Source organism: Acinetobacter sp. TUM15064 (assembly GCF_008980265.1).
GTDB lineage: Bacteria > Pseudomonadota > Gammaproteobacteria > Pseudomonadales > Moraxellaceae > Acinetobacter.
This window is the reverse complement of the sequence record NZ_BKFU01000011.1, coordinates 66,234-82,342: the sequence shown is the minus strand read 5'-3', so window position 1 is coordinate 82,342 and position 16,109 is coordinate 66,234. Positions and strand designations below refer to the sequence as shown.

Annotated in this window: 16 protein-coding genes; 5 read left to right on the top strand and 11 right to left on the bottom strand. The window is 39.7% G+C overall.

Going from position 1 to position 16,109, the window contains the following annotated elements; genetic code table 11:
* The first annotated feature begins 192 nt into the window (after positions 1 to 192).
* On the top strand, positions 193 to 1,395 hold the full coding sequence (mhpT, locus tag GBI16_RS05715) for a 3-(3-hydroxy-phenyl)propionate transporter MhpT (RefSeq protein WP_110975238.1): 1,203 nt from the start codon (positions 193 to 195) through the stop codon (positions 1,393 to 1,395).
* A 387-nt stretch (positions 1,396 to 1,782) separates the two neighbouring features.
* On the opposite strand, the gene GBI16_RS05710 is transcribed toward mhpT, so the two are convergent.
* Positions 1,783 to 2,784 (bottom strand): YafY family protein, encoded by a 1,002-nt coding sequence (locus tag GBI16_RS05710; RefSeq protein ID WP_086207743.1) that lies wholly within the window; start codon positions 2,782 to 2,784, stop codon positions 1,783 to 1,785.
* Between the two features lie 239 nt (positions 2,785 to 3,023).
* Between GBI16_RS05710 and GBI16_RS05705 the strand changes: the two genes are divergently transcribed.
* The 4 genes from GBI16_RS05705 to GBI16_RS05690 are packed head-to-tail and all read left to right on the top strand — an operon-like array spanning position 3,024 to position 6,735.
* Complete coding sequence (locus tag GBI16_RS05705; RefSeq protein ID WP_086207742.1) at positions 3,024 to 4,574, top strand: circularly permuted type 2 ATP-grasp protein; 1,551 nt, start codon at positions 3,024 to 3,026, stop codon at positions 4,572 to 4,574.
* A 24-nt stretch (positions 4,575 to 4,598) separates the two neighbouring features.
* Complete coding sequence (locus GBI16_RS05700; protein ID WP_151706700.1) at positions 4,599 to 5,201, top strand: alpha-E domain-containing protein; 603 nt, start codon at positions 4,599 to 4,601, stop codon at positions 5,199 to 5,201.
* Positions 5,198 to 5,977, top strand: a complete 780-nt coding sequence (locus GBI16_RS05695) for a transglutaminase family protein (RefSeq protein ID WP_086207740.1) — start codon at positions 5,198 to 5,200, stop codon at positions 5,975 to 5,977. Before GBI16_RS05700 ends, GBI16_RS05695 begins: the two co-directional genes overlap by 4 nt.
* 23 nt (positions 5,978 to 6,000) lie before the next feature.
* The gene (locus tag GBI16_RS05690) at positions 6,001 to 6,735 is read left to right on the top strand and encodes a proteasome-type protease (protein WP_086207739.1); all 735 of its coding nucleotides are present in this window, start codon (positions 6,001 to 6,003) and stop codon (positions 6,733 to 6,735) included.
* A 498-nt stretch (positions 6,736 to 7,233) separates the two neighbouring features.
* Here GBI16_RS05690 and alr read toward each other — a convergent pair whose 3' ends face one another.
* The 10 genes from alr to cyoC form a co-directional block, all read right to left on the bottom strand.
* A complete protein-coding gene (alr, locus tag GBI16_RS05680) occupies positions 7,234 to 8,307 on the bottom strand; it encodes an alanine racemase (RefSeq protein ID WP_110975236.1) in 1,074 nt (357 codons plus the stop codon).
* Positions 8,308 to 8,354: 47 nt separating this feature from the next.
* Positions 8,355 to 9,800 carry a replicative DNA helicase gene (gene dnaB / locus GBI16_RS05675; RefSeq protein WP_086207737.1) on the bottom strand — a complete coding sequence of 482 codons (1,446 nt, stop codon included), beginning with the start codon at positions 9,798 to 9,800 and terminating at the stop codon, positions 8,355 to 8,357.
* 263 nt (positions 9,801 to 10,063) lie between these two features.
* Positions 10,064 to 10,510: a 50S ribosomal protein L9 gene (gene rplI, locus GBI16_RS05670; RefSeq protein WP_086207736.1), complete on the bottom strand. Its 447-nt coding sequence runs from the start codon at positions 10,508 to 10,510 to the stop codon at positions 10,064 to 10,066.
* 9 nt (positions 10,511 to 10,519) lie between these two features.
* Positions 10,520 to 10,747: a 30S ribosomal protein S18 gene (gene rpsR, locus GBI16_RS05665; protein ID WP_004278792.1), complete on the bottom strand. Its 228-nt coding sequence runs from the start codon at positions 10,745 to 10,747 to the stop codon at positions 10,520 to 10,522.
* An 11-nt stretch (positions 10,748 to 10,758) separates the two neighbouring features.
* Positions 10,759 to 11,145: a 30S ribosomal protein S6 gene (rpsF, locus tag GBI16_RS05660; RefSeq protein WP_004696436.1), complete on the bottom strand. Its 387-nt coding sequence runs from the start codon at positions 11,143 to 11,145 to the stop codon at positions 10,759 to 10,761.
* Positions 11,146 to 11,285: 140 nt separating this feature from the next.
* Positions 11,286 to 12,047: a DUF3142 domain-containing protein gene (locus GBI16_RS05655; RefSeq protein ID WP_086207735.1), complete on the bottom strand. Its 762-nt coding sequence runs from the start codon at positions 12,045 to 12,047 to the stop codon at positions 11,286 to 11,288.
* 5 nt (positions 12,048 to 12,052) lie between these two features.
* Positions 12,053 to 14,161, bottom strand: a complete 2,109-nt coding sequence (locus GBI16_RS05650; RefSeq protein ID WP_119062903.1) for a hypothetical protein — start codon at positions 14,159 to 14,161, stop codon at positions 12,053 to 12,055.
* Between the two features lie 111 nt (positions 14,162 to 14,272).
* Positions 14,273 to 15,151 (bottom strand): heme o synthase, encoded by an 879-nt coding sequence (gene cyoE / locus GBI16_RS05645; protein WP_086207734.1) that lies wholly within the window; start codon positions 15,149 to 15,151, stop codon positions 14,273 to 14,275.
* 10 nt (positions 15,152 to 15,161) lie between these two features.
* Entirely contained in the window at positions 15,162 to 15,491 is a 330-nt protein-coding gene (locus tag GBI16_RS05640; protein WP_171264398.1) for a cytochrome o ubiquinol oxidase subunit IV, read from the bottom strand.
* Positions 15,488 to 16,108 carry a cytochrome o ubiquinol oxidase subunit III gene (gene cyoC / locus GBI16_RS05635; protein ID WP_086207732.1) on the bottom strand — a complete coding sequence of 207 codons (621 nt, stop codon included), beginning with the start codon at positions 16,106 to 16,108 and terminating at the stop codon, positions 15,488 to 15,490. The genes GBI16_RS05640 and cyoC overlap by 4 nt, the downstream gene beginning before the upstream one ends.
* Between the last annotated feature and the right edge of the window lies 1 nt (position 16,109).

Sequence of the window (16,109 nt, the reverse complement as noted above, 5' to 3'; positions counted from 1 at the left end):
TATTTATGTGAAATAGCTTTGAACTATAGGTTTATTATGATTTAGGTCTAAATAATGAAGCTATTTAGACATTGTAAAGAGTGAATCCCGACCATTGTCGTGGTGTTTATTGATTATGTTTGAGCTGACAATTTAGTCACGTGCTTATGCGTGTTTTGCCATAAGGATGTTTACTATGGATGGAGATCAATCATGGCGTTAACACAACGTGAAAAATTACAAAAATTTCTGGTGGTTTTTTTATGCTTTTGGGTCGCTTTCTTTGAAGGTTTTGACCTGCAAGCCCCAGGAATTGCGGCAAAGGGAATTGCGCAAAGCTTTGCTTTAGATCAAGTGCAAATGGGTTATGTGTTTAGCCTTGGTGTGTTTGGTATGTTGTTTGGAGCTTTTTTTGGTGGACGCATTGCAGACTACTTGGGACAAAAGAAAGTTTTGATGTTGTCTATTGGTATTTTTGGGGTATTTTTCGCAATCACAGCCATCGCACCGAATCTTGAAGTTCTATATCTTGCTCGTTTCCTGACTGGACTCGGTTTAGGGGCAGCTATGCCAACCATGATTTCGGTGGTTGGAGATGAAGCTACGGAAGCCAACCGCGGTAAGCTCAATAGCTTGATGTACTGTGGTTTGCCTGTAGGAGCAATTTTTGTTGCAGGCTTAGCGATTTATTTTAAAGACATTCAGTGGCAAACTTTGTTCTTAGTCGGTGGATTGACTCCACTACTTTTGTTGCCGTTTATGGCGATGATTTTGAAAGATAAGCCTAGAACTGTACAGATCGAAACTGAATTTAATCAAGCTGTTCCAAAAATGGCAGATGTTCTGTTTAAAGCACAGCAATATCAACGAACAGTGCCTTTATGGTTAGGTTTCTTTTTTACCCTTATGATCAACTATATTTTAATTAGTTGGTTACCGAATTTATTGATGGAACAAGGTTTAACGAAGCAACAAGCCTTCAGTATTATGCTGATTTTTCAAGTCGGGGCTGTAGTCGGTACTTTGGGTTTGGGCTATTTGTTAGATCGTTTGAAACTTTGGCAAATGGCTAGCATTATTTATGTCGGGCTTGCTGTAGCACTTGTTTTGTTGTTCACAACCACATCAATTCCGCTATTGGTTTTTGCTGGTGTAATGGGTGGAATATTTTCAACGGGTGGACAGTCGATTTTATATGGTATTTCACCTATCTTTTACTCTGGTGCGGGCAAGGTTACAGGGGTGGGAAGTGCCATTTCTCTAGGTCGTCTGGGTGCAATGACTGGACCATTGTTAACAGGAAAAATTTTAGCACTTGGCCTTGGAGCTACAGGAATTTTAGTCGCAAGTCTACCAGCAGTAATGATTTCAGCGGCAGCTGTGACAGTCTTGTCTCGTTATAAAACGAAAGCATAAGTAACTTTTTGGTGTAAATGGGTATTTAAGAAGCAGACGAGATTGTCTGCTTTTTGTTTTGACAGATAAACTAAGCTTAAGAGTTGTTTAATAGAAAAATAGATAAAAATTGCCAATTATGTTATTTCACAAAAACGTCGCTGTATCTTAAATTGATTTTACGTTCTTAATATGAGGTCAATAACATGACGATGAAATGTATCCGTTTTAACAGTGGAGAACTTGCATGCCAATGCCAGTTTGTATGAATCACCAAAAACAGCGCACTCGTCTTGGTTTAGGGGAGGTATCAAATCAAGATGAGCAATCAAAATGACAACCACAAGCAATTCAAATATCTAATGCCAAAAAAACTGTAAAGCCCCTGAGATTGGGGCTTTTTTTATTTTAATCTGTAACTGTTTGATTCACAGCATCACGCACTTCTTTGGGTTCAATATGGCTAATTTTATTGCCAAAGCTACGTAACCACCACACCAGTTGCGAGGTGAAAGGTACTGTAGCATGAACCAAAATATGTCCATTTCCAAGCGGTTCTAATACTTGATTGGTGCTGAGTTTGGTTTCTTCCAAATACAACGCATCGATTTCAGTCATGGTCAGAGTGAGTGCAACATTCTCTGTGGGTTTAGAGAAGTCAACACGGAAACCCAAAGCACCTGATTCGATATATTCATCAATATCGAAATTAACAGGATGTAAAGCACGAGAGTTCAAAACTGTGGCTGACTTGAAACGGTGCAGCGCGAAAGTTTGGATATCCGTTTTATCGTGGCGGGTACAAATCAGATAAATAATTGCACCTTTTTGGACCAATGCCAGTGGGTTTAATGTATAGGTTTTTGCTTCAATAGCTTGATTTAAGCCTTGATATACACACTCAAGTTGTTTGTCTTGTAGTAGTCCTTCATAGATGGCTTGTTGTGCTGATTTTTCAACAATCGGAGGAATCAAAGGTTGAGTTGCAGGCACGATGCGTACACGGTTAATCCATTGACGCACATTGTTTTGTGTGGATAGACTTCGGCGAGCCAAGTCAAACCAAGGATTCATTTCTTCAATTAAACTTGGTGGCAGCAGATGTTTTAAGTGTTCCTCAACCATCATAAAAGTGACCGCCTGCGAACTGGTCATGTGCGGTAAACTTTGAATAGGTGCATCGGAGCGCCAGCGCCAACCTTGAGGAACCGTACCATTATTTTCAATAGGAAAACGTTGCGAAATTTGATTTAAATCACGTTGAATGGTACGTAAAGTAATGTCGATGCCTTCGCGTTGCAAAATCTCTTGCAACTCGCGTGTCCCCATCCATTTTCCAGTAGAAAGGCGGGATAAAATTTGCCACTGACGGTAGAGGCTATTGGACGTTTCTTTTTCTTGTGCAGACATAATGGAATAAAATATAGAAGTCGAAATTACTTACTTGAATGAGAACACAATAAAAAAACTCACTCGTTTAAGCAAGCTTTGCTTTAATTTTTTCAGTTATATTTTTTGACACAACTTAATGCGAAATAGAATTGAAGTGTTTGGCTTTTTATCAATTAATGAAAGAAAGCAATCACCATACCTATGGCATAGTTATTGCTTCATAAGTATTACATACCGATAATAATTGAGAGGTTTGTATGTTTAAAGAAGATAAAGATACAAATGTGAATACGATGTTGGAAGGCTACAACCTAGACCAACCTGTATTGAACCCGATCGACTCTCAAGATCGCTTATCGAGCCAATCTGTTGGATTATTCCATCAAATGACGTCAAATTTCTTTAACGAAATGACGGACGATAACGCGATGTCAGGCGATGCCTGTGTACGGATTGAGCAATGGTTGTCACAGTACAACTTAAAAGAACTTGAAGGATTAAACCAAGTCGCAAAGCAACATTTTTTATATGAAGGTATTACTTTTACAGTTTATGGAGAATCTGAGGGCATTGAACGCACTATTCCTTACGATTTGATTCCGCGAGTAATTGCGAAACAGCAATGGAATAAAATTTCCTCGGGTTCCGCACAGCGTGTAAGGGCTTTAAATTTATTTTTACATGATATTTATCATCAACAAGAGATTCTCAAAGCTAAGATTATTCCAGAACTTCAAGTGCTAACACATGAAGCGTATCAGCCACATATGTATGAACATAGCTTAAAAGGTAAAATTTACAGTCAAATCAGTGGTATAGATATTATACGTGATGGTCAGGGTGAGTTTTATGTACTTGAAGATAATTTAAGAACACCGTCAGGCGTCTCTTATATGCTAGAGAGTCGCAAAATTAGTGAAAAATTAATGCCCGATTTAATGCAAAAAAGCAATATTTTAGGCATAGAACAATATCCACAATTACTCAAAGAAATTTTGGCTGAAAATGCCTATGTCGATCAGCCCTTTATTGTGGTGTTAACACCGGGACGTTTTAACAGTGCTTATTATGAACATGCCTTTTTAGCCCGTGAAATGGATGTGCCTTTAGTGACATCACGTGATCTTTTTGTTGAGCATGATAAAGTCTATGTGAAAACGATTCGTGGACGTCAGCGTGTTGATGTCATTTACCGCCGTTTGGATGATGCTTATCTTGATCCTTTATGTTTTATGCCAGACAGTACTTTAGGTGTAGCTGGATTAATGTCGGCTTATCTCAGCCATAACGTGGTGATTGCAAATGCGCCTGGCACAGGAGTCGCAGATGATAAGGCAATTTATCCTTATGTCGATAAAATGATCCAATTCTATTTAGGTGAAAAACCTATCTTAAAAAATGTTCCAACATATCAATGCCGTAACAAGCAAGATCTGGCTTATGTACTGGATAACCTTGAGCAATTAGTGGTTAAAGAGGCACAAGGTTCAGGTGGCTATGGTATGCTGATTGGGCCGCAAGCTTGCAAAAGCCAAATTGAGCAGTTCAGAGACAAGCTCATGGCTACGCCACATTTATATATTGCTCAGCCTACATTAGAGCTTTCCGTTAGCCCAACGATGACTGAATTGGGTGTTTCAGAGCGCCATATTGATCTAAGACCTTTTGTACTTAGTTCCCCATATCGTACCGAAATCGTCCCTGGTGGATTAACCCGTGTTGCGATGAAAGAAGGTTCACTGGTGGTCAACTCATCTCAAGGAGGAGGAATTAAAGATACTTGGGTTGTAGAAAATTTACATTCATAAATAACTAAATATGAGGGTATAAGAATGATTTTATTAAGCACCAATGCAGAAAATATTTTTTGGTTAGGACGCTATTTAACTCGTACTCAATATTTGTGTTCACAGTTTCCGTTTACACAAGATCAATCTGCAATGGACTATGCACATGCGTTTTGCCTACCTGCTTTTGATGCTTGTTCGTTGAATGAACTGATTTTAGACCCAAGCAATCCTGCATCATTTAATCAACAATTTCAAAATGCTAAATCCAATGTACAAGACTTGCGTGGTATTTTATCGGCAAAAGCCTATGCGGAACTAAATCAATTTATAAAAAATGCTACAGAAAATGCAGCTTATATTTGTGATGTTGTTGGTGAATGTCAGGATGTGCTCGAAGCAGAAGCAAGTGATGTATTTTTATTTTTTAGTTTAGGACAAATGATTGAACAGCTTGATAGGCAAATTCGTCTGAAGCAAGAGAAGCATCGTACATTGGTTGAGATTGATAATATTGTTGATGTGTTAAAAGGAATGGGGTGGATTGCTCTCGCTCAAGCGTGGACACAACTTAAAGCACAGCCAGATGCAATGAGTTTTTATCATTTTAGTGATTATATCCAACAACTGTTTGAGGTAGATGTATGAGACTTATGATCAACCATCAGACGCATTATCAATACAGTGAAGCTGCATGCAATAGCATCCAATATATTAAAATGACACCATCGGATAATTCACATCAGGAAGTTTGCCACTGGCATGTGAGTGTGCCAGGAGTACGTGAAGAGAAACGAGATGCCTTTCAAAATATTTGGATCACGAGTTCACAGCGTGAAGCTTATCAACAATTGACTATTATGGCACAAGGTATTGTTGAGATTAACACGCAGGCCGAGCATGGTATTCAAGATCATCTTAACCCAAATTTATTTTTACAGCCTACGCCGAATACTCAATGTAATGCTGAAATGAAGGCTTTTGCACATCAGTATGTGCCGACAGTTAATCGTGAAAATTTAATGCAACTATCCAATGCAATTTTGGGGCATATTCCTTATGTAGCTGCAGAAACGTCGGTACATACATCTGCAATTGATGCATTTAATGGTCAGCAAGGCGTATGTCAGGACCATAGTCATGTTTTTATTGCGATGTGTAAGCATTTAGGCTTGCCAGTACGTTATGTTTCGGGTTATTTACATGTACCTGAAACTTCGCACCTCGCCAGTCACGCATGGGCAGAGGTGTATATTGATGATGTATGGTATTGTTTTGACACCAGTAATCAATTATTTAGACCGCAGTCGCATATTTATGTGGCTATTGGACGTGATTACTGGGATGTTGCACCCGTTCGCGGTGTACGTGAAAAAGGTGGAGTGGAATCTATGCATTCCATTGTACAAGTTTTAAGTTGTTAAGGTTTAGCTGAAAAGGATGTTCTATGACCTATTGTTGTGCTCTTCGTCTTCAAGATGGTTTGGTTTTTATTAGTGATACACGTACCAATGCGGGCGTAGACCATATATCAGTGTTTAGAAAGCTGTATACCTTTGGGATTGAGGGTGAACGATTTATTGCCATTCAGACCTCTGGAAACTTAGCCACAACCCAAGCTGTGATAGGACATCTAAAAAATCATTTGGAGTTAAGCCAAGAACCCAATTTATATAGTGTCAACACTATGTTTGAGGCCGCAGAGCTGGTTGGGCATACCTTAAAAAAGGTCTTGGCAGATGTGACCTCAGACACGCAGGAACAAAGTAATTATTACTGTAGTTTATTGGTCGGCGGGCAAATTAAAGGTGCAGAAATGCAACTTTATAATATTTACCCACAAGGTAACTTTATTTGTGCAACGAAAGATACCCCTTATTTTCAAATTGGTGAAAGTAAGTATGGCAAACCAATTTTAGACCGCGCGCTACGTTATGACATGCCTTTAGATGAGGCCGTACGATGTAGTCTCATTTCGTTTGATTCGACCTTACGCTCTAACGTCTCTGTTGGCTTACCCTTAGATGCATTGGTGTATAAAAAAGATAGTCTGCATGTTCCTGTAGGTAAAAGGATTTACGAAGAGGATCCGTACTTTTCAAGTATCAGTAAGCAATGGTCAGACACTTTAAGAAAAGGGTTGCAAGAACTGGCAAAACCTACAGATGACTATTTAGAATAATAGTCCTCGGTATTAAAAATAGAAACTTGTAGAAGTTTATGCGGCAAATTTTCTATGCAAGTATTTCAACTTCAAGTCATGTACAGCTGTTTTAAGATGTTTGAGATATTTTAAAGCAAGCGCGCAATTTTAATGCGTTGTTGGATGTTTTGGTTGTTCTTTACGATGTAGATCAGCATTATTTTTTAATACTTAGTAGGTGATGACGTTGTTTTATGATGATTAATGTCAAAATTATTAAAAGCACCCCAGACATAAAGATATCAAGGTCTTTGAGGTGAAAACCATACGGGCAAGACATTTTCAGGCTTGAGGCATGAAGTATCTGTAACACCTGAAGCGTGTACATCACAAAATGTATGAGATGAGTTTTACTAAATTTGACCCACAGACCATGCACCAACAGTAAATTGTTTAGTTGTTGCAAGATCTTGATGATGCTCAGGTTGATGATGGTTCGCACTGAAAAAAGCCCAAGTTTTAACTTGGGCTTTTTTGTTAGATTTGCTTGCGGGTAGGGCGGTTACTTAAACGGCAAAGCAACTCATAACCAATGGTTCCATTGGCTTCAGCGACTTCATCGACTAAACGGGTATTACCCCAAAGTTCAACTTTTGCGCCTAATTGAGCATTGAGTCCAGTCACGTCAATTGCAATCATGTCCATTGCCACACGTCCAACCACTGGGACAGTTTGTCCTTTAATGGCAACATAGTTTTGCTTTGGAAATGCACGTGGGTAGCCATCACCATAACCAATAGACACAATAGCCAGCTCAGTTTTGTTGTTTGCGACAAAATGTGAACCATAACCAACTGCTTCACCTGCTTGAATGGTATTCAACGCAATGATTTCTGCTGTGAAAGTCATAACAGGTTTTAAGTCCAAGTCATGTGCATTTTTATCGGCAAAAGGCGATGCGCCATAAAGCATGATGCCTGGACGGACAAAATCAAAATTAAGTTCTGGCCATTTAAAAATAGCAGCCGAATTACAACAAGATGCGAGGATCGGAGCACAGGCATTTTTAACCTGTAGGAATTGTTCTCGCTGTTGGTCATTCAGTGGGTGCTGCTCGCTATCAGCATTCGCAAAGTGCATAGCCAGTACACATGTAAAGCCTTCGGCTTTCAGTGTGTTGATTACATCTATAATTTCAGCAACTTTAAAACCTAAACGGTTCATACCGCTGTTGAGTTTGACCCACACTTTAAGCTTGTTTTCGATATATGCAGTTTTATGCGCGAGTAACCAATCGACTTGTTGTGAATGGTGAATTACGCATTCAAGCTTTTGTTCGATGACACTCGACATTTCATCGGCCGTGAAAACCCCTTCAATCAGGGTAATCGGTTGCTCAAAACCGAGTGCACGAATTTCCAGTGCTTCTTCTAAACAGGCGACACCAAAGGCGTCTGTTTCACTTAAGGCTGCTAAACAGTCTTTGACTCCGTGTCCATAAGCATTGGCTTTGACCATGCTGACGATTTTCGCGTTTGGGGCAAGTTGTTTGACACGGTTTAAATTATATTGCAGTGCTGTACTGTCAATATAAACTGTTGCTTGACGCACCCTCATTACTCCTACAGGGTCATGGAAAGGCGATGATGAAGCATTAACTATTCTTCATCATCGTACTGAGCATAAAACTCAGGGGATAGATTACTAAAGCGGGTATATTGGCCTTCAAAGGCAAGTCGTACGGTACCAATAGGTCCGTTACGCTGTTTACCAATAATGATTTCCGCTGTGCCTGCTTCTTTGGACTCTTTGTTATAGACTTCGTCACGGTAAATGAACATGATTAAGTCGGCATCCTGCTCGATCGCACCAGATTCACGTAAATCCGACATTACGGGGCGCTTGTTGGGACGGTTCTCAAGAGAACGGTTAAGCTGAGATAGTGCGATCACAGGGCACATCATTTCTTTGGCTAGGGCTTTTAAGCTTCGTGAAATTTCCGAAATCTCGCCTACGCGGTTATCACCCATGCCAGGCACTTTCATCAACTGTAAATAGTCGACCATGATACAGCCCAATTTACCATCGTGCTGTTTCGCAATACGACGTGCACGCGCACGAACTTCTGTTGGGGGAAGTGCAGAGGAGTCATCAATATAGAGCTTTTTTTCTTGCAGTTGCAAAATAGTGCCCGTAACTTTAGACCATTCATCCCCATCAAGTTTGCCCGCACGCAAATGCCCTTGATGCACTTTCCCATAAGAAGAAATCAAACGCATAGCAATCGAATCTGCTGGCATTTCCATGGAATAAACCAGAGCAGGTAAGTCATTATTAAATAGCACACTTTCCACTAAATTCATTGCAAAGGTGGTTTTACCCATTGAGGGACGTGCTGCGACAATGATCAAGTCTCCTGCTTGCATACCTGATGTTTTATTGTCTAGTTCAACAAAACCTGTGGTTAAACCAGTGATGCTACCTTCCATCTGAGACAGTTCATTTAACTTATCAAAAACATCTGCTACAACGGTGTTGATAGCTTTCGGGCCTTGTGCCTTCGCATTGTTATTGTGTTGTTCAGCCAATGAGAAAATATTGGTTTCTGCCAAATCTAAAATTTCACTGACACTACGACCTTTGGTGTCATAGGCATTTTGTAGAATCTCAGAGCTGACTTTAATCATGCTGCGTAAAGTTGAAAACTCTTTAATCTTGGTGGCATAAGTTTCCATGTTATAGAAACTGGAAGGGGAGTCTGCCATCAGTTGCATTAGATATTCTTCACCGCCTACAGCATCGAGTAGGTTTTGTGTGGTGAGCCAATCATGCACTAAAACAGCGTCATAGGGGGAGCTGTCTTTAGAAAGTTGTGCAATTGCACGGAAAATATACTTGTGGCGTGTTGCATAGAAGTCATTTTCAGTAAGTACATCGCCGACTTGTTCAAAGGACTCAGCAACCGTCATTAGCGCGGCAAGAACAGCTTGTTCTAATGCTAAATTGTGCGGAGGCGTGCGGAATTCTTTCAGTTGCCCTGACTCATTCGGTTTATTGTCTTGTTTCGATGAGCTCTTTTGAGCAGTGGCAGTCGCCTGTGACATATAACGCCCTGATTTTTAATGCAGTAAATGTTGAAACAAAAGTCAATTTCACTGAAATTTTTTTTAAAATTTCAGTTGATCAGCAATATGCACTTTACCAAAAAATGTGCGTGCTGTGTGTTGAATTGAAAAACTGTGTTATGGATAAAAACCATCATGTTAAAAATGGATTTTGGAAGCCTAAATAGGACTGTGTAAAAAATGGCTTTTTGATAGAGATAAAAAAAGAGCATGCCAAGGCATGCTCTTTTTTTTGCAAGAAATTACTCAGATACGATAGTAACGAGAACTTCAGCAACAACATCATGGTGCAATTGGATTGCGATGTTGAATTCGCCAGTGTGACGAAGTGCACCGTTCGGTAAACGAACTTCTGCACGGTCAACTGTAAGACCAGCATTTGTTAACGCGTCAGCGATGTCACGAGTACCGATAGAACCGAATAGTTTACCTTCGTCACCAGCTTTAGCAGTGATCACGATGTTAACTTCGTTCAATTGGTCAGCACGTGCTTGAGCAGCAGCTAAAATTTCAGCTTCTTGTTTCTCAAGTTCAGCACGACGAGCTTCAAAAGCAGCAGTGTTAGCTTCAGTAGCTGCAACTGCTTGACCTTGAGGGATAAGGTAGTTACGGCCGTAACCAGCTTTAACTGAAACTTTATCGCCTAATTTACCAAGGTTTTTAATGCGTTGTAATAAGATAATATCCACAGCTCAACCTCACTTATGATTGTCAGTGTAAGGGATCAAAGACAAGTAGCGAGCTTGTTTAATAGCAAGCGCTAATTGACGTTGGTAACGAGCTTTAGTACCTGTAATACGGCTAGGAACAATCTTGCCGTTTTCAGTGATGTACTGTTTTAAAGTGTCGATATCTTTGTAGTCGATGTACGTAACGTTCTCAGCTGTAAAGCGGCAGAACTTGCGACGACGGTAAAAACGTGCCATTGATGTTCTCCTTATGCTTCAGCAGAGTCTTGAGCTTGTTGTGCTTCTTCACGTTGAGCTTTACGCGCACGTTTTTCTTCAGCACTCTTAGCCAATAGTGACTCTTCAGTGATAGCGTTTTCACGACGGATGATTAAGCTACGAATAATTGCATCGTTGTAACGGAACAATTCTTCCAACTCATCAAGAGTAGTTTGACCACACTCAACATTCATAAGAATGTAGTGAGCTTTGTGGATCTTGTTGATTGGGTAAGCCAATTGACGACGGCCCCAGTCTTCAAGACGGTGGATTTGACCTTCAGCTTCTTTGATGTGAGTTAGGTAACGTTCTACCATACCCACAACTTGATCGCTTTGATCTGGGTGTACCAGAAGTACGATTTCGTAGTGACGCATTGTCAGCTCCTTACGGATTATACAGCCCCTAACATAATTGTTAGAAGCAAGGAGTCACAACCAAGGTTGTGTCGCATTAGATGCGAAGGGGAATTTTAGAGACTTTGCTCGCCAAATTCAAGGACTTCTCTTAAAAAGCCCTAATTATTTTGAGGTTTTGAGCGTAAAAGGAAGACCACATAACCTTTAAAGTTTGTATCATTCGCAAGCTTTGGCGGGCTTCGCCACTCACCGTGTTGAACGATGCCAATTTTATAAGGAAGTTTCAGTGCTGAAACTTTCTTTAGATAAGCTGCATAATTGGGTATGGTCGTTGAGCCTTGATAAGTTTGGATAACCAACTCATTGATGGTGTTATTGAGGAGCTTTAACGTCTCCTGATTTGTGACATTGGTCCAGTCCATTAAACCTGTGATACTGAGTTGATAGTGTTGAGGCAATTGTTTTCTTAATTGGCTTAAAAATAGGGCATATTGGTGAATGTGTTTGGTTTTGGCATCGAAATCAATTTGTATGCCTTGAATATGATTCCCTGCATTTTCCCATTGCTGAACGCGTTTTAAAATTTGTGTAAGCTCATGGCCTTGCCAGTTTAAATGATAATTACGAAAAACCAGCCACACCTTTTGTTGAGGAATATTTAAAACCTGCACCCCTTGTGGAATGAGGTATGAATGATGAGTTTGCGGATGTAGACGAACTTCACCCTGTAATATATAAATTTCTTTGGCTGTTTTGAGATAAGGGGCTGATGAAATGTTGCCCCAAACCCAAAATGAATCATAGTCTTCGGCATTTACTTGACCAGATGTTAATGTTGAAGCTGACTGACTTGGCTGACAAGCCATGATGCCCAACATACAGATCAACATTAGGCCAAATGAAAAAAACTGCTTTATCATGAATCTTACCAGTAATACTTTAAAGATTGTGCCCAAGAGGTATTTGGATAGTCTTGTTTCATTTGATCGAACCATTGTTTACGGGTGGATTTAGCAACTTCTGCATCCTGACAGTCATTCATTCCGCTTGGTGAATAACACATGATTGAGCGATAAAGTGCATAAGCTTTTAAATCGGGTATAGAACTGGATTTGATAATGTCTTTATACACTTGGCCACGGGTAAAAATTGTACCTTGGAAGCGAGCGGTTTCTTTTTCTAAAGCGGTGACATAAGTGATGTTGTAGCCTTGAGGCGAGCGTGCATATTCACCCAGACACAGTTGGAGTTTTAAATCTTGAGGTGAATTTTCCAGTTTTTGAGTCAGGTTGAATAAGTCAGGGCATTGAATCTGCGCAGTGATTTTTGTTCCTGTCCAAATGAAATCACTGAAGGGTGGCTGATTTTTATAGTTCGTATATGTTTCCGAATCATATTTATACTTTGCTGCGTCTTGTGGTAGCAGTACAAAGCCTTGATTAAACAGCTTATAGTTTTGATGAATTAATGAATTTTGCAAAGCTTTATACAAGGCTAAATTTTTTTGGTCAGTACTTGATGTTTTAGTCTGAATGATGTGCATTAAGCTTTTTTCATTGGCTTCATTTTCAATAAAGCTTTTTTGCAATGAAGCTTGTTTGATTTTAGCATCTGCGCTGATAAAAGCGCTGGCATTTTGCTGTTGGGCATAATGTGGATACAACATCAGCTCAAATAAACCACGCTGTTCGATTGTTTTAGCTCGGTCTAACCAATTTTCCCAATATTGCTGGGCATTTTGAGTTTGTCCGAGTTTTTCTAAAATACGACCTTTTAACAGTATTTGACTGAGTTGCAGGTAACTATTGGTTGAATTTGAGGAATGTTCTGGCAAATATTTTAAAGCTTCGGCTGGCTTATTCTGTACAAAGAATAAGTGATTGGCTTGTAGGTATTGGAACAGTTCTGGCTGACTCTTAAATCGTGTTTTTTGGTTGTTGAGTTCAGACCAGCTCAAGATTTTAGCTTCTGCCGATGTTGCCTGACGCATTTGCATTAAATCTGAAATGGCTAGAAAGAAGGGATCTTTTAAATTTTTTGCATTGAATGAGCGGCTTTGAAAAACATGGCGATCCATTTCGAAAACTAGATTATCGAGTTCTAAATTATAGTATTTCGACTCTGGATGATTGATTTGCCATGCGAGCTCGTTGGTTAAGAGTTCGGTATTGCCACTTAGCCAATAACAACGACGCAGCAAACCACGTGCGCTGGCTGCATATTTTCCATTGGGAAAACGCTTGAAATATGTAGCGATATGCTCATAGGTATTTTTGAGTAAAGTCTGATCTACTTTATCTATTTTTAAGTCACCATATTTACCAACTCCAGATTGGTAGCTTTCATTGAGGCTGCTACGAATCAACATATATTGAGAGGTTTCTTGGATCCAAGGATGATCAACCGTAGTTAATACTGAGTAAATTTTAGTTGCTATGGAAAAGTTACTATTGTAAAAGGCAATGGTTGCATTTAGATAAGACGCATATTGACGTGCTTGAATTGACCAGTTCGGATTAACTTGAATGAGGGCTAGATCACGGTCGCAGGCCGAGATATTTTGTCTTTTTTGAATCAGTAAATCTTTTTCCGCTTTGCTGAGATTTTTGTCGGCTTTTACCTGCTGTGTAAATTGATCCGAACCATTGTCTAAACTAGAGCAATGTTCTTGGTAGGGTGTCTTTTCATTACTTGGTTTTAAGCGAGCATTGGGGCGTTTATTGGTTACACTTTCAAACAGTGTTTTAGCCGCAAATGGTACGTTGCTATATTCGGTTTCCCAAAGCGGGCTATTTGGTTGATTAAAATTCAATTTGGCCAACCCCATGTCGCTCAGGAGTAGAAGCATATTGGTTTGGTTGTCATTAGCAGGCGTGAGTGCTGGTAAATTGTCACAGGCTGTATAGGCATTGGTTTGGATGTTGGTCGATGGGTAGCAAGAAACATCAAAACCAGAAAAACTGTGCGTGCTATAAGCAAGACTGATAGGAAACAAACCAATAAAAATAGATTTTTTTAAGAATTGTGATGGCATTTTGATTGCAGTGCATGAGTTATTGTTGTGCCTGCTATAGTAACAATTTAAAGATTAGACTTAAATATTAAATAAGTTGAAATAAAAAAGATAGAGAGAACTCTATCTTTTTTAAAACAGTGGCAAATGTGGAGCAGGTGAGACGTAGCTAAAACTAAAACTAAAACTTAATGCGGTAATTAAAATCACTGAATATAAGAAATAGCGTTTCGCCCATAATTGATCATCTTCGGCTTTAAAACCAATCAGTGATAAATACACCCAATAAGCACAAAGTGCATTAAAAGTGATGAGGAAAAACACATTGGTATAGCCAAAACAATACAAACCATTTAACACCGCAGCAAACAGCAAGACATAAATCAAGCTTTCAACTTTTGTACGAAAAATTGAACGTGCGACAGGTAAAATTGGAATGCCTGCATTTTTATAGTCATTAAAGCGGTATACCGCAATTCCCCATGAATGAGGCATTTGCCAAAGTGCATATGCTAAGAAAATTAGTAATGCGGCAACATCAAATTCATTGGTCACAGCTGTATAACCGATCACTGGTGGACTAGCACCAGAAATACTTCCAATCACGGTTTGGTGAATAGATGTACGTTTGCTCCATAGACTATAAAAAATCACATAAACCACGAAACCAAGTACAGCAAAGCCAAAGGCATAGGCATTTACAAAGAACCAGAGTAGGGCAAAGCCCAATATTCCGAGCGCAGCAGAAAATGCTAGAGCAACGGAAGGACTGATGGTTTTTTTAACTAATGCACGGTTCATCGTCCGTTCCATCTTTTGATCAATATCTTGATCAATGACGTTATTGACGACACAGCCAGAAGCAACAACTAATGTTGTACCAAGTAGTGTGATGATAAGAAGAAGGAAATCTACAGACCCCTGAGCGGCTAAAAAGAAGCCGCCCAGAGTGGTAACGAAGTTACCAAAGAGAATTCCTGGTTTAGTCAGGAATAAATACTTTTTCAGCATGACAACCAGTTTAGATCATCATGTTGTAGTGTAAGTAGTTCATAATCCATACAGAGCCAACCAGAAGTACGGCAATACAAAGTACTGTATAGATAAATGCAATCACGTTCCAACGTTGCTCTGAAGATGAGTTCATGTGCAAGAAGTAAACTAATTGAACAAGAACCTGAGCAGCCGCTGTAATTGCAATAACAGTCATCAAAATACCACGGCCAAAACCGCCAGTCATAACCATACCGAATGGAATTACGGTGAGGATAACTGAAAGGATGAAACCAATCGTATATTGCTTCGTGTTACCGTGTGAAGCACCAGCAGAGTTATGATCGTGACTCATTATAGAACTCCCATCAAGTAAACTACGCTGAATACACAGATCCAAACGATGTCAAGGAAGTGCCAGAACAAGCTTAGGCAAGCAAGGCGGCGCGTGTTTGGAAGAGTCAAACCATTTTTCTTGATTTGAATCATTAACACGATCATCCAGACTAAGCCAGAAGTTACGTGAATACCGTGCGTACCTACTAAAGTAAAGAACGACGATAAGAACGCACTCACGCTTGGACCATGGCCAGCATGAACTAAGTGATGAAACTCATATAGTTCCATACCGATGAATGAAGCACCGAATAACCAAGTGATCGCTAACCAAGCTAACACTTGGTTGACGTTCTTTTTGTATGCAGCAAGAACCGCAAAACCAAAAGTCACAGAAGAGATCAAGAGAGCAAAAGTTTCAGTTAAAACGAAACCTAAAGACTCACCAAATAGTTCTTTTGCACTTGGTGTACCCATAGGTACATGGCTACTTAATACAGCGAATGCAATGAAGAGTGTACCGAATAAGATCAAGTCACTCATCAAATAAGTCCAAAAACCAAAGACGGTGATATCCGTATCATCGTGGTGATGATGCTCATCGTGTCCGTGGTTTTCGTGATGAAGTACGTCAGCCATT